This is a genomic window from Microbulbifer jejuensis, assembly GCF_047289955.1.
Lineage (GTDB): Bacteria > Pseudomonadota > Gammaproteobacteria > Pseudomonadales > Cellvibrionaceae > Microbulbifer.
In genome coordinates, this window is sequence record NZ_JBLBUB010000008.1 from 148,225 (window position 1) to 166,610 (window position 18,386).

General features: G+C 50.6%; 14 protein-coding genes. 9 read left to right on the plus strand and 5 right to left on the minus strand.

The annotated features are described in order from the left end of the window. Window positions 1–123: 123 nt before the first annotated feature. Together ACL7TT_RS07305 and ACL7TT_RS07310 are read left to right on the plus strand one after the other, a co-directional pair. The gene (locus ACL7TT_RS07305; RefSeq protein WP_413394316.1) at window positions 124–1,155 is read left to right on the plus strand and encodes a Fe(3+) ABC transporter substrate-binding protein; all 1,032 of its coding nucleotides are present in this window, start codon (window positions 124–126) and stop codon (window positions 1,153–1,155) included. Between the two features lie 67 nt (window positions 1,156–1,222). After that, the gene (locus ACL7TT_RS07310; RefSeq protein ID WP_413394317.1) at window positions 1,223–2,920 is read left to right on the plus strand and encodes an ABC transporter permease; all 1,698 of its coding nucleotides are present in this window, start codon (window positions 1,223–1,225) and stop codon (window positions 2,918–2,920) included. Between the two features lie 233 nt (window positions 2,921–3,153). On the opposite strand, the gene arsB is transcribed toward ACL7TT_RS07310, so the two are convergent. The 4 genes from arsB to ACL7TT_RS07330 are packed head-to-tail and all read right to left on the minus strand — an operon-like array spanning window position 3,154 to window position 5,538. Further along, window positions 3,154–4,257, minus strand: a complete 1,104-nt coding sequence (gene arsB, locus ACL7TT_RS07315) for an ACR3 family arsenite efflux transporter (RefSeq protein ID WP_413394339.1) — start codon at window positions 4,255–4,257, stop codon at window positions 3,154–3,156. 20 nt (window positions 4,258–4,277) lie between these two features. Beyond that, window positions 4,278–4,688, minus strand: a complete 411-nt coding sequence (locus ACL7TT_RS07320) for an arsenate reductase ArsC (protein ID WP_413394318.1) — start codon at window positions 4,686–4,688, stop codon at window positions 4,278–4,280. After that, window positions 4,685–5,158 (minus strand): ArsI/CadI family heavy metal resistance metalloenzyme, encoded by a 474-nt coding sequence (locus ACL7TT_RS07325; RefSeq protein WP_413394320.1) that lies wholly within the window; start codon window positions 5,156–5,158, stop codon window positions 4,685–4,687. Before ACL7TT_RS07325 ends, ACL7TT_RS07320 begins: the two co-directional genes overlap by 4 nt. Before the next feature lie 11 nt (window positions 5,159–5,169). Then, window positions 5,170–5,538, minus strand: a complete 369-nt coding sequence (locus ACL7TT_RS07330) for an ArsR/SmtB family transcription factor (RefSeq protein WP_301416997.1) — start codon at window positions 5,536–5,538, stop codon at window positions 5,170–5,172. A gap of 28 nt (window positions 5,539–5,566) precedes the next feature. Here ACL7TT_RS07330 and ACL7TT_RS07335 point away from each other — a divergent pair, with 28 nt between their 5' ends. From ACL7TT_RS07335 to ACL7TT_RS07345, 3 genes are all read left to right on the plus strand, one after another. After that, window positions 5,567–5,986 (plus strand): hypothetical protein, encoded by a 420-nt coding sequence (locus ACL7TT_RS07335; RefSeq protein ID WP_413394323.1) that lies wholly within the window; start codon window positions 5,567–5,569, stop codon window positions 5,984–5,986. Window positions 5,987–7,737: 1,751 nt separating this feature from the next. Continuing rightward, window positions 7,738–15,192, plus strand: a complete 7,455-nt coding sequence (locus ACL7TT_RS07340; RefSeq protein WP_413394324.1) for an RHS repeat-associated core domain-containing protein — start codon at window positions 7,738–7,740, stop codon at window positions 15,190–15,192. Then, entirely contained in the window at window positions 15,189–15,599 is a 411-nt protein-coding gene (locus ACL7TT_RS07345) for a DUF6896 domain-containing protein (protein WP_413394325.1), read from the plus strand. The genes ACL7TT_RS07340 and ACL7TT_RS07345 overlap by 4 nt, the downstream gene beginning before the upstream one ends. Before the next feature lie 128 nt (window positions 15,600–15,727). Here ACL7TT_RS07345 and ACL7TT_RS07350 read toward each other — a convergent pair whose 3' ends face one another. Next, complete coding sequence (locus ACL7TT_RS07350) at window positions 15,728–16,033, minus strand: SymE family type I addiction module toxin (RefSeq protein WP_413394327.1); 306 nt, start codon at window positions 16,031–16,033, stop codon at window positions 15,728–15,730. Window positions 16,034–16,201: 168 nt separating this feature from the next. Between ACL7TT_RS07350 and ACL7TT_RS07355 the strand changes: the two genes are divergently transcribed. The 4 genes from ACL7TT_RS07355 to ACL7TT_RS07365 all read left to right on the plus strand — a co-directional run bounded on the left by ACL7TT_RS07355 (window position 16,202) and on the right by ACL7TT_RS07365 (window position 18,215). Next, a complete protein-coding gene (locus tag ACL7TT_RS07355; RefSeq protein ID WP_413394329.1) occupies window positions 16,202–16,759 on the plus strand; it encodes a hypothetical protein in 558 nt (185 codons plus the stop codon). Between the two features lie 13 nt (window positions 16,760–16,772). Beyond that, window positions 16,773–17,228, plus strand: a complete 456-nt coding sequence (locus tag ACL7TT_RS07360) for a hypothetical protein (RefSeq protein ID WP_413394331.1) — start codon at window positions 16,773–16,775, stop codon at window positions 17,226–17,228. Between the two features lie 205 nt (window positions 17,229–17,433). Then, window positions 17,434–17,880 (plus strand): TreTu family toxin, encoded by a 447-nt coding sequence (locus ACL7TT_RS20510; protein WP_459564486.1) that lies wholly within the window; start codon window positions 17,434–17,436, stop codon window positions 17,878–17,880. Between the two features lie 8 nt (window positions 17,881–17,888). After that, on the plus strand, window positions 17,889–18,215 hold the full coding sequence (locus tag ACL7TT_RS07365; protein ID WP_413394333.1) for a hypothetical protein: 327 nt from the start codon (window positions 17,889–17,891) through the stop codon (window positions 18,213–18,215). The last annotated feature ends 171 nt before the right edge of the window (window positions 18,216–18,386 follow it).

Sequence of the window (18,386 nt, forward strand, 5' to 3'; positions counted from 1 at the left end):
TTAAGCATAGGTGGGTTTTTGCGACTTCGCGCGATGGGCGATTGATGGGAAGCTTTTGGTTGACATTGTTGCCGCCTTTAATGAGAATACTTCTCAATTAAATCTGACATTAATGGAAGCGCCATGTTTTTCAGAGTTCTGTTACAGAAATTGGTGGTCATCACTGGTCTGCTTGGCGCCATAGGCGCCAATGCCGCTGAGCAAGTGAATATCTACTCCTACCGCCAGCCCTTCCTGATCGAACCGATACTGGAAGAGTTCAGCAAGAAAACCGGTATTGAGACCCAGGTAGTCTACGCCAGCAAAGGGCTCAATGAGCGTTTGCAGAGGGAGGGGCGCAATAGCCCCGCGGATCTGGTGCTGACTTCCAATACCAGCAGCCTGATGGACCTGCTCAATAAGCAGTTGACTCAGCCGGTAAAGAGCGCGGTGTTGGAACAAAATATCCCGGCACAGTTTCGCGATGCGGCGGGCAACTGGTTTGGCCTCACCACCCGCGCGCGCCTGATTTACGTCTCAAAGGACCGGGTCAAACCCGGCGAGATTACCCGCTACGAAGCGTTGGTGGAACCCAGGTGGAAAGGTCGTATCTGTACCCGCAGCGGCAAGCACCCCTATACCCTGTCCCTGATTGCTTCCATGATTGCCCACCACGGCGAGGCGGAAACCAAAGCGTGGCTCAAGGGAGTCAAGGCCAACCTGGCGCGCAAGCCCCAGGGCAATGATCGGACCCAGGTAAAGGCCATCAGTGAAGGTGTGTGTGACCTGTCTCTGGGCAACAGCTACTACTTCGGAAAAATGATTACCAACCAGAAGCAGCCAGAACAAGTCGAGTGGGCCAAGTCCGTCAACCTGGTGTTCCCGAACCAGGCCGACCGCGGTACCCACATGTTTATTTCCGGTGCGGCACTGACCAAGCACGCACCCAACCGCGACAATGCCATCAAACTGTTGGAATTTCTCAGCGGTGCCGAAGCCCAGTACGTTTACGCCGAGAAGAACTTTGAGTTCCCGGTGCGCCCCGAAACGCCGCGATCCGAGCTGATCAACAGGTATATGGGAGAGTTCAAGGAGGACAACCTGAGCCTGACCGAAATCGGGGCTAATGTCCCGGCAGCATCGCGACTGGTAGACGAAGTGGGCTTCGACTTCTAAAGTGTACTCCTTTTACTGACTGGCAAAATGCGGTCCCGCCGAGAGGTATGGACCGCGTTTTTTTACGATGACTGTTACACCCTTAGCCTCCCGTGCAAATTTATCCGGCTTTCGCTGGTTTTTCCTTGTTGCCACTATTGCCATAGTGGTTGCGCTGCCGGTGCTGTCCATTTTCTGGCTGGCCCTGTTCCCCGAGGAAAACATCTGGCCACACCTGCTGGACACCGTGTTGTTGCACTATGTATCCGCAACCCTGATCCTGGCTTTTGGGGTGGCTGCGCTCACATTAGTGGCAGGGGTGGGCAGTGCCTGGCTGGTGTCCATGTGCCGGTTTCCCGGGCGGGTTTTTTTTGAGTGGGCACTGCTGTTGCCTTTTGCCGTGCCCGCCTATGTGATCGCCTATGTATATACCGATCTGCTGGAGTACGCCGGGCCGGTACAAAAGGCCCTGCGCGGCTGGTTTGGCTGGCAGACGGCGAGGGATTACTGGTTCCCGGAGATCCGCAGTATGGGCGGTGCCATCGCCATGTTATCACTGGTGTTTTACCCCTATGTGTATATGCTTGCGCGCGCCGCGTTCCTGGAACAGTGCGGCAGTATTCGCGCCGCCAGCCGCTCCCTGGGGTGTTCGCCCTGGCAAAGTTTCCTGAGAGTCTCCCTGCCCATGGCGCGCCCGGCCATTGCGGTGGGTTTGTCCCTGGTATTGATGGAAACCCTGAACGATTTCGGTACCGTGGACTTTTTTGCGGTGCGTACCCTCAGCGTTGGTATTTACGATACCTGGCTGAGCCGCGGCAACCTGGGCGGGGCGGCGCAGATCGCCTGCAGCACCCTGCTGTTTGTGGTTTTATTGATTGCGCTAGAGCGTATTGGGCGGGCGCGTCAGCGACACTTTGTGCAAGCGCCAATAGCCAACCGCGACCGCTACTGGCTGGGTGGTTGGCGCAGCCTGGCTGCGGTGCTTTTATGCGGTTTTCTGTTGATGGGTGGTTTCGTGGTGCCGCTGCTGGTACTGGCAGGCTATGCCCTGGGGAATTTCTCCAGTTACTGGAGCGATGACTTTATTGAGATAGCCCGCAACAGCCTGTTGTTGTCTGCCGGTGCCGCGTTGCTGTCGGTGTTGCTGGGCCTTTTACTGGCTTATGGCAAGCGCTTGCAGCCGCGCAGGCCGGTTCAATTTTTGGTGGGTTTTTCCAAGCTGGGCTATGCCTTGCCGGGGGCCGTGATGGCGATTGGGGTTTTGATTCCCCTGGCCGCTTTCGACAACGCAGTGGATGCACTGCTGCGGGAGCATTTCGGTATTTCCGTGGGACTCCTGCTCAGTGGCAGTGTCTTCGCCATTATTTTTGCCTATACGGTGCGCTTTTTGGCGGTTTCCACCGGGGCGATTGAAACCAGTCTGGAGAAAGTGACCCCCTCGATGGACCGGGCCGCCCGCGCGCTGGGGCGCAACCGTTGGCAAACCCTGTGGGCGGTACATCTCCCCTTGGTGCGCGCCGGATTGCTGACTGGTGGGCTGGTGGTGTTTGTGGACTGTATGAAGGAGTTGCCGGCAACCCTGCTGCTGCGCCCGTTTGGTTTTGATACGCTCGCCACCTACGTGTACCAGTTTGCCGCCGACGAGATGCTGGAGCGCTCGGCACTGGGCGCTCTGCTGATTGTGCTGGTGGGTTTGATCCCGGTTATTTTGCTCAGCCGCGCTATCGGCTGGCGGCGGGGGGATAGCGGTGCCGAACTGATGGAGTCGGAGGCTCCGGCAATTTAGAACATAAGACAGGGCCTGTCACCGGCCTGCCGAGCGGATAAAGACGAGGGTGGTGAGGAGAAGCAGGACAAGAATTAGTATTTTCATGAATTACTACCGGGTCGGAAGGGAAGCATACCCTCCTCTCGGGACATGCTGTGAATACCTCCCTGTACGCTCGTAATTGGCGTCCATGCCTCATACGGTCCCGAGAAAAGGGTATTCTTCCCTTCCGACTTGTTAGTAAAGATACCCTATTTTCTGCTTAGGCTGGTTGACACACTTTCCCTTATATCAATTTTCCGCACCGATCTGTCCGAAACAGTCGAGTCAACGCACTTCCCATCAAACCAATGGCGGGTGCGATTGGCGAAAGCCACCAATGTGAGCATAACAGGTACCTCTACCAAAACGCCCACAACCGTAGCCAGTGCTGCACCTGAGTGCAGGCCAAAAAGCGAGATAGCCACAGCTACAGCCAGCTCGAAGAAGTTTGAAGTGCCTATCATACAAGCGGGCGTAGCGATATTGTGCGGCAGATTCAATGCTTTAGCCGCTCCATAACTAACCGCAAAGATTCCGTAAGTTTGTATCAACAGCGGAATAGCAATAAAGGCAATCGCCATGGGTTGTGCCAAGATGGCGCCTGCCTGGAGCCCGAAAAGAAGTACTACAGTAGCGAGAAGACCGACAACAGAGAGCGGTTTCAATTTGTGTACGAAATGGCTCAAGCGTGCGTGATTTAGTGGGGTGTCCAATAAATTGCGCGTTATAATACCTGCCGTTAGTGGGATAACAACATACAGCAGAACCGATAATAGCAATGTCGTCCAGGGAACTGTAATATCGGTAACACCGAGAAGAAATCCTGCAATGGGTGCAAAGGCAAAAATCATAATGAGATCATTGACGGAAACCTGCACCAAGGTGTAGTTGGCATCTCCTTTGGTTAAATGACTCCAAACAAACACCATGGCGGTACAGGGAGCGACACCCAGTAAAATCATACCGGCGATATATTCAGTCGCAGTTTGGGGATCTACAAAATCGGCGAAAACAATACGAAAGAAAAACCAACCTAACGCCGCCATTGTAAAGGGCTTCACCAGCCAGTTAATGGTCAATGTCAAGAGCAGGCCCTTTGGCTTCTTCCCAACATCCTTAATCGAAAAAAAATCGACTTGAACCATCATTGGGTAAATCATCACCCAGATGAGTACGGCTACTACAAGATTAACATTGGCATATTCGGTGGAGGCTATTGTCTGAAACGTATCCGGTGAGGTTGCTCCAAGGCTGATTCCGATTAATATACACAAGGCAACCCATAAGGAAAGATAGCGTTCAAATAGACCCATTGGAGAGGGCGATTCGGCACTCACAACAACTCTCCTTCTATTTTGCCCTTGAGAAAAATGAAGGTTTTTGTAAACGCTATATGGATTTCCTCCCTTGTGCCTTCCGTCTTGTCAGGGTCAGGGGTATTCCAATTCAGCTTTTTGTGCTTCCCAAAAAATATAGGGCAAGGTTTACTGTCATTCTGATCGCAGACGGAAATTACCACATCGAAATGCATGCCCTTGAACTCGTCCCACGATTTGCTGCGGAGATTTTTTGTATTAATTCCATGCTGTTTTAAGATTTCTATAGATTTGGGATGTACGGTTCCAACAGGTGTACTGCCGGCACTTTTGGCAATGTACTTTTCTTCGGCAAGCGTATTGATGAGCGCTTCGGCGATGATCGAACGGCATGAATTTCCTGTGCAAAGCACGAGTACACTTTTCATAAACAGCAACGGTCCATTGCTTTTGAGGGGTTTTTGCAGCACTCTGGCTGACCTTTGGGTTGTGACTTGCCATTGGCCTTCTCTCCCGAAGACGCATTACCGGAGAAATAGTGTATGTCTTTCAAGGTTTGGTAGGCTTCCCAGGCAATTCCGGCAGGGTCAGTGACCCAGGATTTGTCTGAGTGGGCATAGCAACAGAGGGTTTCGCCTTCATCGAAGAGTGACATCTCTGCTTTTTTAAGCCGCTTTCTTATTAACCCCAGTTCACGCTTATCATCCACCTGTAATCCGAGGTGATCGACACCGCTTTTTGCGTAGGTTGAAATTGCAAAGTTGATGCATGGATCATCAAGCAGCCACTTTGCATAGCCATGTTTTATTTTTACAGGTTTGGCATCGAAGAGAGCGCTATAGAATTTAATGCTGTCAGTGATATTTTCGACGCCAATGTGTATATGCAGACGCTTCATAGCAGAACCCTTTATTTCGGCTGGGGCTCACAGCAATAACCAGCCATTTCAATGATTGAACATCCTTTACGTTTGTCTTCACGGATGCTGGCAAGATCAAGGCTGCAGCAGTCTTTGACCATAAACCCGATCAAATCCCGAATTGCATCGTAGTTAGCGGAATAGATCACGGATCTGCCTTCCTTGTGTGAGGAAATGAGCTTTGCGTTGGAAAGGTGATTCAGATGAAAGGACATAGTGTTGTGCGGCGTACCCAGTTTCTCACTCAGGGCTCCTGCAGGCAGGCCATTTGGACCTGCCTGCACAAGCAGGCGAAATGCCCTCAGCCGGGTTTCCTGAGAGAGGGCAGCGAATAGGGGGATAGTATCTTTTAAGTCCATAAGTCCAGAATAATGGACTTATATTAATATGTCAACAGAAATCGACATAACTGGCAGAGTTGCGGGAAAGTTGACTGTTCCCAGAAAAGATCACAGCCATATGGCCACCAATGGCGTGGCCCACAGCCTGCACTACGATGCCAACGGCACCATCGAACCCGAGGATACCGCCACAGGCGACGACAAATGGATCCGCTGGAATGCGCGACAGTTGCCCAGGGAGATTGTGCTGGGCAGCAGCCAGAACGACAGCACCCTGACAGCCAGAGACCGCTTCAAATACGCCCCCGATGGCAGCCGTCGCCAGGGCGAGTGGGCGCGGGGATCTGGGGCTGCAACAGCTGGCAGATCCTGTGGGCAGTCCATCCCCCCCCTGGTGCGCGCCATCAGTTGGCGGCGGGGAGATGGCGGTACTGAGTTGATCGAATCGGAGGCTCGGGCCATTTAGAAAACAAAAAAGTTCCAACTAGAGCCTTATCAGAAGCTTCGGACGTATACCTCTTTCGGGTCTTGTATTGCGTCTCTCAAACTGGCCATATCCGGTAGGTTTTCCAAAAGGCGGGCGGCGTGATGCCAAGTGTACCTGTATGGATTGCTCAAAAGGTTGCTGAGGCGCTGCCACTGCGGTTGGTGGATATGAGGTGCCGAACGTTACAGATAGCCCCGGCTATTAGCTCTCGGAAGCAATTCACCACAGTTTAAGCGCCGGCGAAATTATCCAGCCAGGTTGGCGAACCCGCATCTATACTGCCGGAATTGATCCTCCTGTCGATTTTTATGCCGATCCCAACTTTCAGTTAATCCATGCACAACTATTGGGAGGGGATAGGTTTGGTCTGCTGCCTGCCATGTATCTCGGGCAGGGTGCGAACTATCAGTTTATTCTGGAAGCGATTTTGAGGTGTATAAGGCTGAGATGACTGCTTGTTGTTCCGAATGTTTGTGGTGATTGGGGGGGGTGAAAGGGGACTCTTTGGCCGAGGATATTCTGCGCAAGGATAAGCAGTTGACGCTGGATATGATTCAGAAGAAAATTAATGTGGTCACGGCCAAAGCTTCGCAAAGGTCTAAGGCGGACTTCTAGTAGTTAATTGTACCAATTCACCTATATCGGTGAAGAAAAAGCTAGGGATAACTATTCAAAACATACTCAACGTTACACAAAATTAGGTGAGTTGCCAAAATTGAACCAAAGATCACGCGAATTTTTCCAATGGCGACATTTTAGAGAAAAAATTGGAAATACTGAAAAGTTGCAACTTACTTTCTATAAAAGTAGAATTCCCGCCTATCTGCGTAAGGATAAAAAATAAAATAGTGGTTGGGTGTATGAAGTATATTGTATTTTGCTTTATCTTTTTTTTGAGTGTTTCGGTATCGAATGCCTCGGCAGATAGTTTGAATGGCCCAGGTAACGACACGGATGGTAAATACACTCTTACATATACCCTGCCAACTGGGTCGATTTCCCGTTACTATACTTTGAGCGCTTATCTTCAAGAGTATAAAAATGGAGTATTTACCCGCAATATTTCGTTGTTCAGATATTCTCCGCAAGGAGCTCTCAGCAAATCAATTTCGGTAACCTCTTCAGCTCAATACCGCTACGAGTACTGGTACGAAACTTGTCGGAGAGATCCCAACCCCCCCCCCGGTGATCCTGGCTTTGGAGGCGATCCTGATGATAGCCGGTTTGGTTCAAACTTGCAGACTGAGGCTGCAGGCTCCTGTCCTGGAACCTCGTTCATAAGGTCAAAAATTGACACACTTACAGTCAACGTTGCCTTTAAACCGAACACCCCGCCTAGCATCGGCTATAACGCCAGCACCGTAGAGGATGGATCCACCGATACCGATGGCAAATACACCTTGCAGTGGGGGGCATCCTCACAGGGCCCTCTAGTTAGCGGCTACCAATGGTGCCAGGAAAAAAATGGGGTATGGCAGGCTGAAAGCACTTGCCCGAAAGTGAGTCTTGGTACCCGATCAGTAGCGCTCCCCTCTACTGGCACCCTGCCTAGCGGCCAGTACAGATACAGGGTTCGCGCCTATGCCAAAGTTGGTAATTTTTACAATTACAGCAGTTGGCACACTTCTCCCGCAATTACTGTTAAGCATCTTCCAGGCAAGGTTGGCAGTTGGGTGGAGCCCGGTGGCAGTACACTGCCCGGCCCCAGTTTTCCATTAAAATGGAGTTCTGTGGGTAACCCCGATGCCTCGGACCCTATCACCCATTATCAGCTGCAGTGGAGTGTGGGTGGCAGCGGCTATGGCTATGTGCCTTTTGTGGGCAGTCTCGATGGGTCCAATCTTGGGAAAACCACATCGGTCACCATCAGCAAGGCGAATACCGGTCGGGATATCACCGCCGTTGTCTATAAGTTCAGAACCAGGGCCTGTAACAGTTCCGGCTGTGGTGCCTGGTCGTCAATTAAACAACTCAACCCACCTATACCACCCACGCCCAGGTTTTCCGGTGATCTGCCCGATCACTTTTACAACCTGGCTCAAACCATCACTTGGGTAAATGTCGGCGCCAACAGTTACCGGCTGAAGCGGATACGCCTGGGGCAAAATGAGAGTGGCTGTGTTGTGGAATCCGATGGCAACTGCTGGCGGACGGTAGTAGACAGTACAGCGGATACCCACTACTTTGATGGGGCCAGTGCCCCCGATAGTTATCGCTACAAGTTGTATGCCTGTAATAGTTTTGAATGCAAATCCGTATTGAGCCCTTGGATCAAGGTGTACGATCTGGAAAACCCCGAGCATCGACCCGATAATGGCTACGATATTTATCGCGGCGATATCAATGGTGATGGGCTGGATGACCTTTATTTTCAGTACCCCCGTCAGATTATCCTTTTACATGGTGAAGTGATAACGCCTATTCTGCTGCCTGCATCGGCAGAAGCGCTTAACTATGTCCTTTATGGGACCGCTGTAGGTGGTGAGACGGGCTATTTGCCACCGGTTGCGGTCACTTTGCCGGAGTCTGTGGTGGATGGCTTGGAGCTGGAAGATCGCAATGTGTCGTATAGTAATCACGATTGGGTAGGGATATTGACTGAGAGCATCGTTGTTCCTGAAGATGCCGCGGTGAGTGCAACTACCCCACAAACTCACGATAGCGCTGTGGGTGCACTGCAAGGAGCGGGGTCGGTTACCGGTGGAGCGGCTTCCTATACCATTCCCATTACCTTGCCCCCCGGAAGAAATGGTCTTCAGCCAGCAATCTCTATCGGTTACTCCAGTCGTGCTGGGAATGGCACCCTGGGTATGGGGTGGGGCCTGAATGCAGGTTCCGCCATCAGCCGTTGCCCGCAGACCATTGCCCAGGATGGACAAATGGAACCGGTCCAATACCTGGTGTCTGATCGACTCTGTCTGGATGGCCAGCGGTTAATACTCGTCAGCGGAACGTATGGATACTCCGGGGCAAGGTACCGCACTGAACAAGATACTTTTGCCCGCATCACTCAAACTGGCGCGATCAATGGCTCGTCCACCCAGTTTAAGGTTGAGCTTAAAAATGGCATGGTGCGGGAATATGGCTACAGCGCGGATTCCCGACACAGAGACTCAGGTGTTGCTTATATCAAGTCCTGGGCCTTGACTCGAGAGAGAGATTCAACCGCGAATAATACGATTGTTTATGAATATGCAAGTTTCTCGCAAGGGGAACATTTACTGAGTAAGGTTTTTTATACGGGCTCGGCGTCTTCAATAGGGAGCCGGGAAGTTGAAATCCTCTATGCAGCAAGGCCTGATCTGTCATCGGCCTATATGGCCGGCGGTCTCAGCCGGCAAACTAAACGTGTCTCTGAAGTGCGTGTGAACCTTCAAGGATCGCTAATTCGAAAGTATATTTTTAATTATAAGCAGAGTGCCTCTACTGGTCGCAGCTTGATTCAATCGGTTCAGGAGTGCGGAGCGGGTGGGGTATGCCAAAGGCCGACAAACTTTTCCTGGAATGATGCGGCAGACTCTTTGGTATTGGAGACCTTTGGGTACTCCTCCTATTCGGCCAGTAATCATGTGGAAGATGGTCGCACCATTACCCCGCTTTTTAGCGATATTAGGGATATTGAAAAACTGCTGCCCACTGGGGACTATAATGGCGATGGTGTTAGAGATTGGCTGGGACGTTTTGTAAACGCTGAGGGAGAGAGCGTCGGCAACTTTACGCCCCCGGATAAAGCTTGCGCCAACACCAATATATACACACTAACTAAATTCTGCATGTCAGTAGACCTAAATAATGATGGTCTGAGCGATTATTGGAGAAAGAATAATAACTCTTTTCAGGTCGCTTTTGCACAAAGTGGTGGTGGTGCTGGTGCATGGTTTTCCACCGCGGTTGCCCTGGTGGATGCCGATCAGGTGGTTCATGCAGCGGACTATAACGGCGACGGATGGGTGGATCTGTTTGTTCGCAAGGCTGCTAGCCGGCGCCAAGAAAATTATCTCGATCTTTACCTCCATACCGGCAACCCCAATAATCCTTATAGCTCTTCGGGGCAACGCGTTGCTGAGTTTGACTACCGCGATGATTGCAGGTGTTTTCGGCGGGATGTCCAATTTATGGGGGATATGGATGGAAACGGGTTACCCGATCTGATTTTTAACCAGGTTGCCGATAAGTATGAGGTGGGTATTGACGTTGGGGCGCCAAATTTTGGTCAACCAATAATGGCATACATCTACTATGCCACAGCCAATGGAGCAGGCGTCACGTTTTTAACTGAAAATGCTTCGAAGATCACCTCGGGCACTAATGCCGGGTTATCTGGTTATGATTTTTTCTACAGCATGGATATTAACGGTGACGGTCTTGACGACTGGTTAAACTGGCGCTCTACCGGCAACTCGCTTTATTACCGGATGAACAAAGGGGGTGGCGACTATACCAGTTGGCATTCAGCCGGCTCAGAAGTCGCCATGGAAACGCGGCAGTTTGGCTATACCGAAGCTGATGGGAATGACTCGGCGTACTATACTTCGCTTAAATACGATGGCGCCTTACAAAAAATCGATATTGGCGCCGATGGCCGGCTTGAGCTGCTATTCCCTTCGACCAGAATAATGACAGCTTGCACTAAAAATCACCATGATGGAGAGTTGACGGAATTTTGTGGTGACAGGCTTTATTCATCTATAGATCTTGATCCAAGCGACTTCAAGGAATCACTGGCCAATATCCGCGTGCACCTTGTGGATAAAAGTATTTACCAGTTTGATGCGATTCGGTTTGTAGAGCAGACAGATGGTAGTTTTAAAGCTGAAAGAGTCGAAACAGACTATATCGGATCTGCCTATGATTCAGCGGTTGTAGATGCCTTCGGGAATGGTCTTTCGGATTTTGTGTTTACGGTTGGCTGCCCGGAAGCAGCGCGGTACTGTCGTTTTTCCAATCGACTCCCGGATTTACCTGATGGCACCTACTTGACGAGGAATCGGGGGTCTGCCACAGGGAGCGAGCTCTACAATGCCGGAGATATGCTCAAGTCATCGGAAAATGCACTTGGTGTCATCGATGAGTGGTTTTATCGTCCTCTGTCATCGGACGATGACCGGTATCATTCTCAGAGCCGTCCATTTTATGAGCGCGGTTCCTATATTGAAAGTGTATCCGGCTCACAGGGAGAGGGGTATATAGAGTTTGCTTCCAGCATGTACGTGGTGGCGGAGCACCGCCAGTCCAATGGGGTGAATGGCCTGAATAAAAAACAGTACCGCTACAAAGGGGCTGTCTTTAATAGTAAAGGCCGCGGCTTCCAGGGTTTCCACACCATTATCGAAGAGGACCTCGCCGCGGATATTGAGACCCAGTCCGACTTTCACCAGATATTCCCGCTGGCAGGCAAGCTTTATAAACAACGCCAATGGGAGTTGGGGGACCGGTCAGCAGATACCAGTGGTGTCGCCGCGTTTAAGGAATCCAATTTCGAGTGGCAGTTCTGGCCCGAGGGAAGGCACGCTTCGCCGGTTGTCGTAGACGCTCTAACGGATAACTGGACGGTGGCCGCCAACGAGCCCTATTTTGTCGGCCTCGACCAGCAGCGCACCGTGCAGCGGACGTTAAATCGCTCCGGCAGTGCCCGCAGAGCCCTGTACACTCAAACCCAGTCCAACACCTTTGATCGATGGGGCAATGTGTTGGCGGCCAGCAGCAGCTACGAGGAGGCCAACAGTTCACATCGTGTCTCCAGCAGCACCAATACCCAATATGTGGCCGCGGACCAAATCAACTGGTGGATCAATCGGCCGCTGCGGCAAACGGTAACCAAACACAGTATTCAGAGTAGAACCGGCGTCAGCATTGCTTCCGGCACCGATGTACAGCAATCTGTGGTGGTGGATTTCCTGCAATGGGACAGCAATGCCCGCAAACCCAAGCGGGTAAAAACCACTCCTTCCAGCGGTAAATGGACCCAGGTGGATACGCTTTACAACAGCTATGGCCTGCCCACCAAAGTTACCACTTCCGCAGCAGGGGAGGCGCAGACACGGGTAGTGGAGACCGCCGCCTTTAGCGCGGATGGTTACTTCCCCAAAACGGTGAAGAATGCCCTGGGCCATACGGTCACCACCGCGACCAATGCAAAGTTTGGCCAGCCGGATTCGGTCACCGATGCCAATGGCCTCACCACCCGGTATACCTACGATGCCTTTGGCCGCGCGACTCAGGTTACCGCGCCTTCCGCTCTCGGTCTGAAAACCGCACCGGACAGGCATACCGCTTTGCAGTGGTGCAGCTCCGGCTGTAGCCGCGCGCCCGCTGCCGTGTTTAAAACCCTTCAGCAGCAGGCCGGCACACCCACGCAGATCACCTATCACGACAGGCTGGGCCGCGTGATCCGCACCGAAGTACAGGCTTTCGACGGCAGCAACTGGATCGCGCGCACGGTAACCTATAACCCCCTGGGCCAGACCACCTATGAATCGGTACCGCACTACGCCATCAGCGGCACCAGTTACGGGACTCGCTACCTGGATTACGACACCTTCGGCCGCGCCCTGCGCAAAACGGTGAACCAGACCAACGGCCAGCAACTGGATGTGATCTACACCCACGAACAGGGCAGCGGCTTTACCACCAGTATCCAGGTCAACGGGCGCACCATGAGCCGCACGTATAACGGCCTGCAACAGCTGACCGAAACCGTCGATGCCCTCGGTGGCAGCACCCGCTATGCCTATGACGGTGCCGGCAATCCCATCGTACTGCAGGATGCTGCCGGCAATCGCATCACCGCCAAGTACAACGCCCTCGGCCAGAAAGACTGGGTGGATGACCCCAATATGGGCTCCAAGTCTTTTACCTATACCGGCTTTGGGGAAGTGGAAACCGAGATTGACGGCAACCTGGATATCACCAGCTTTACCTACGACTGCCTCGGGCGTATGGATAGCCGCAGTGTGAATGGCACAGAGGAAGCCCGTTGGATTTACGACAGCGCCACCAACGGCAAGGGGCTGCCAGCACGGGAGAGCCGAAGCGATGCCAACTATGCGCGCAGCTATAGCTATGATGCCCTGAGCCGCCCCTACAAAGTCACCACTACGATCGACGGCGAAGACTTTGCCACGTATAGCCATTTCGACAGCCATTATGGTCGCCTCAAGGGATTGAGCTACCCCTCCGGCCTCACTCTGCGCTACGGCTATAATGACGCGGGCTATCAGTTCCGTACCAGCAATGCTGCCAGTGGCTACAGCTACCGCGAAATCACTCAGATGGATGCCTGGGGCGAGTGGAGCTTTGCCAATATGGCCGGCGGTATTTACACCATGGGCCGTGATTTCCACAATGAAACCGGGCAGATGGTCGGCACCGCCTTTGACAGCCTGGCGCTCAACCACCAGACCCTGTCCTATACCTACGACGCTTTTGGCAACCTCACCGACAAGACTGTTGGCATCCCTAGCCAAAGTCCCGCCGTCAACAGTGAAACCTACCGGTACGACGCCCTCAACCGGCTCGACTACAGCACCCGTACCGGCGGCCGCAGTATCGACTACGACTACGATGCCATCGGCAACCTGCTGAAAAAGGATGACTTTGCCAGCAGCTACCGCTACACCGGCGGCGGCAGTGGTGGCCCCAGCGCCGTTAAGAGCGTCAGCCTGGTTGGCGGTGGTAGTAAAACCTACGGTTATGATGCCAATGGCAACCGCACCCACGAAAACGGTGCGCAGCAGGTGTGGTACAACGCCTTCAACAAACCCACTCGCATCAATCGCAACGGCGCCAATCTGGTCTTCTATTACGGCGCCGACCAGATGCGCTACAAGCAGGTGAACCAGGGCAGTGGCAAGACCACGCTCTATATCGACAAGCTGTTCGAGAAGATCAGCACCGGTGCAGAAACGAAATACCGGCACTTTATCGGCGATATTGCCGTGGTCACCACCACCGAAACCGGCAGCAGCACCAGCCACGAGATCGGTTTTACCCACAGAGATCGGCTCGGCTCCACCACAGCGATCGGAGACCACCAGGGCAACCTGATGGAAACCCACAGCTTTGATCCCTTTGGTAAACCGCGGCTGGGCAATATTCTCGACAAAACCCCGGCTATTCTCGGCAGCGCTTTCACCACCCGTGGATTTACCGACCACGAGCACCTGGACGACGTTGAGTTGATTCATATGAATGGGCGGGCGTATGATTATAACCTGGGCCGGTTCCTTTCTGTAGATCCGATTATTCAGGCTCCGGGTAATAGTCAGAGTCTGAATCCGTATAGCTACATTATGAATAATCCGTTAGCAGGTACGGATCCGAGTGGCTATACCGCCTCTTGTAGTGTGGAAGATCCTGGTGGGTGTAATGATGTAGTTAGTAACCTAGGGGAAGGGGAGACAGCTGACATTACTCAGAAGCAGGCTGTTACCGCCGGCTCTCGAATCAAGCAAGATGTTAAAGTTGGAACCTTAACCGGCAACGGTAATGGAACGGCGACCGCGTCAGTGGGGAATTTTAGCGCAGTCGTAGCCCCGGATATTGGGGGGCAATCGAGTCGTAGCAATATTTCTGGCCAGAGTAATGGGGATTTAGGGTCAAGACTGAAAGTTGGTGCCGATGCTTCACTGGGGGCAATTCAAAGGTTTGCGTCGGATGCCTTGTATACCGTCACGCATTCACAAGAAATCTATTTTAATTTAATGCTTCAATGGGGCCTTGGAACGCTACCAGAAAACCTATATGAAGGAGTTATTGCAGAAGGTACAGCAGCTTTAGATGCAGCGACCGAAGGTGATGCCCGCATGTTTGGAAATCATGCGATGGGTATTTTCGGTGCAGTGACTCTAAGGAGAGGAGTTATTGTAAAGAGGGTAGACCCGAATACCCTTCAGAGGACACACAGTATTTCCGGGAAAAGATCATCGAAAAAAGTAGATCAAATTTCTGAAAGTATGCGTAATGATGGCTTTGTTGGCAACGGTATTGACGTTGTTGAGTACAACGGTCAGCGCTTTATTATTGATGGCCATCATCGAGCAGCGGCAGCACGAAGGACTGGTACAAAAGTAAACGTAAATGTTGTCGATGATATAGCCAATCACCCAAGTAGCTTTAATAGTATTGATGATGTTTTGAAATCTGCTGATTCAGTCGGACCTGACAGATTGAGGCCTCCTAGATGATGATCGATGAAAATTTAAAGACGGTTATTGATGATTACCTTGGGGAAGTACAAAAAGGCATCAATTTATTTAAGTCGAAAATTGGGGATACTCCTCCGTTAGTTGCTTGGCGCAATAAAGATATTCCTCAGAAAGGCAAGCTTTCGGACGATGTTAAATATGAATTTCATGGTATTGGGTGTGTATTGATTTTTCCAGAGTATGAAGTTGATTTTGATTTTGGCCCTGATAATCGAAGTGATGGATTTGATTTGTGGCGCTTGAACTTGTACGTATCGAACAGAGCAAAGAAATACCCTTATTTCCAGGATGAAAAAAAACTAAAGAAAGAGTTTGAAAACGCTATAGAAGCCAGTGCGATTGCACAATTAGATCATCCCTACAGTAACTTGTATTTCTATGCATAATCGGATAATTTGTAATAAATGGGCCGAAGTAAAATATTGACACGATACTCTGCTTCCCATTCTTACTTGGCACCACAAATTCAAAGTCTCCCGACAGACCCCTCTGTCGGGATTTATGTTTAGCAGGCTTATTCAACAGTCAGCACCAGACACCCCGCCATCACCCTGACCTTGATCGGCGTATCCACCACAAAGCCGGCCCGTTCAAGCCAGTGGCCCCTGATTGTGATCCATGGCACGGAACGGCTGGCAGCATAGGGTGACTGTTTCTTGAGGCGGTACTCATAGTAGGCCTCCTGGACTTTAATGTAGCGTTCCTGACAAATTTTACTGTTGCGCAGGCGCAGGCGCAGGCGCAGGCGCAGGCGCAGGCGCAGGCGCAGGCGCAGGCGCAGGCGCAGGCGCTGGCCTGACGTATCCTTTGGCTTAGTCATAATCAACTCTCTCGCAGTTGGTTGTGATTAGCTGGGGGCTGTAACCTGATAATCTATACGCGCCTTGGCGCAAACGCTCTTTAACTCGTTGATTGCATTGGGGTTGTAGGGAAACTAACGGCGTAAGTACGTTGGACCAACTCTTCTGGCCAGAGTGGTTCAGGCTCGATGCAGCCGGGCAGTGGATTTAGTGAGGATGCCTTTTTACTTGCTAGTAACGATAACTCAGTAACGAGATCTGCTGCTGTAGCGAGTGAGCGTTCTAGATCGAGAGCTGAATTAAGATTGCCGGACGCAAATCTATCTATCGATGAGTTGAACGATCCAGTTGTGCAGAAGGCGCTTGCAAATATTATCTATGGATTAGCGGAACTTAGAGGCAAACTAAATTTGCTAAGAGATCCAGATCTAATAGCTAAATACAATGCTATGTCACTGACTTTCGTAAATAGAGATAATGTAGACAGTGATGGTGATGTATTTGGTAAAGCAAGTTTTGAAGGGCAGTCAATAACTTTCTATAGGCAGGCTGCATTACTTAATACATATTCCAGCTTTTTGCTAGGTCATACTATGGCTCACGAGTTTCGGCACCTGCATACAGATAATTATTCACTTTTGAAAAGGAACGGTTTGAGAGAAACCTTAAGTAAGGAATGGAAGGACCGAAGTTGGGAGCAAGATGCTCAGAAGTGGGCAACACAGCTCATGCGTGGAGAGCTATAGGCAAGGTGAATAAATGAAATTTATATCTGGTATTCTAGTTCTTTGGCTTTGTTTTTTCAGTAGTGAGTCTTTCTCTAATGTATATGAGTACACTAAAATATTCTCTGATAAGAGCTTGTTTTCCTTAGATGTGACTAATGGGGAGATCAACATATCAGATGTCTCTATGAAAGCTAAATACGGATCTGATAATGGCTGGTGTGAGATTTCTAGTGATTATTTTTCTTTCTTTGCACCAAGGTCTATTCCAGGTAAAAAATGGGAGTTTTCAGGTTTTGACTTTAACGTTACTGGTAGTGGAGTCTTGAAGTTTTTGGGAACGGATACGCCGTATATAAGGATAGATAGCGAACAGGACGGAAAGAATGTAAATTTTTATTTTAGTTATGAATTGGGTCTTCTTGGGGTTTCCTTGAATGGAGATTTTAACACTTTAGCTTTATGTTCAAGTTCAAGTTGTAAGTGGTAATAATTCTCAGGATTGTCAGTCTGGCCAGAGTGGTGATTCTACGAGCACTGCAGGAACGTATGACCCGGATATAGGACGGGAAACCTTAAAGACCATTGGTAATGCTGCGACGCAAGCTATCGGCAATTTAATTCCTGATATAGTCAACGGCGTTGCCGGTTGGACCGAACGCTTTGTGCATAGCGAGCCAGGTTCCTTCGGTCGCATGGATGCTTGGGTTGAGTCTCGTAACCCTGTGGCCGATGGGGCAGTATCAGATCTAAGGGTTGCGGCTGGAGCGTTATTAATCCTTACGCCCCTAAGGGGTAGGGCAGCAGCAGGGCCTAGTCCAGGGTACGTTAGGGTTGAACGATGGATGTCGCCAGATGAGTTGGCGAAAATGAGGGCTACTGGTGTTGTTCAAGAAGGAAGTGGAGGCTTAACTTTCGTAGCGAATTCAGGGGTCTCTTCTTTCCGCTCACAAGCAAGGAATGGCAGTGTGTATGTGGAGTTTGATCTCCCTGCAAATAGCTTACTACAGGGAGGGAGAGTGGATTGGTTTAAGACAATTGGACCTGACGCACCTAGGTCGCAGTTATTCAAATTAAGGAAACAGGGTGGGGTAACTAATCCTGCTTTTGAGAATCTGTCAAACATAATTGAATCAAAATAGATTGAGCTATGAACGTAAAATCCGAAGGCCTTAAATGGATTAATTCAACTCTCAAGCCCTGCTTAAGTAATGAATTTGAACTCAAATTTATTGATGAGCGAGGTGGCGATTTGGGGGAATTATATGGGGTGCAGTTCGATTCGGAGACATTAGGGGGTTATGTTTATTTTTGGAGTTCAGGATTTTTAGGATTTCAATTGATGGACTATAAAAGTGAAGCAGAGCTTGTCGAGGATACTACGGAAGTAATAGGCTCCAGATCATATGAGCAGGTTTTAAATGCGCTCATTCTGAAATTGAAAGAATGTAGAGAAAAGGGAAGGATCTCCACCTGACTGCGAATAATTCCACAGTGAAATATAGAGTTATAACCGAATCTGGTGTTTGAGGGTTTGAAAGAAAGCAGCGTATCTGGTTGATTTGTTGTCGCCAAACAGTCAACCAACCAGGAATACGCTGCTATGGATAAGAATACCGTTGTTGAGTTTGCAGGTCGACATGAGACA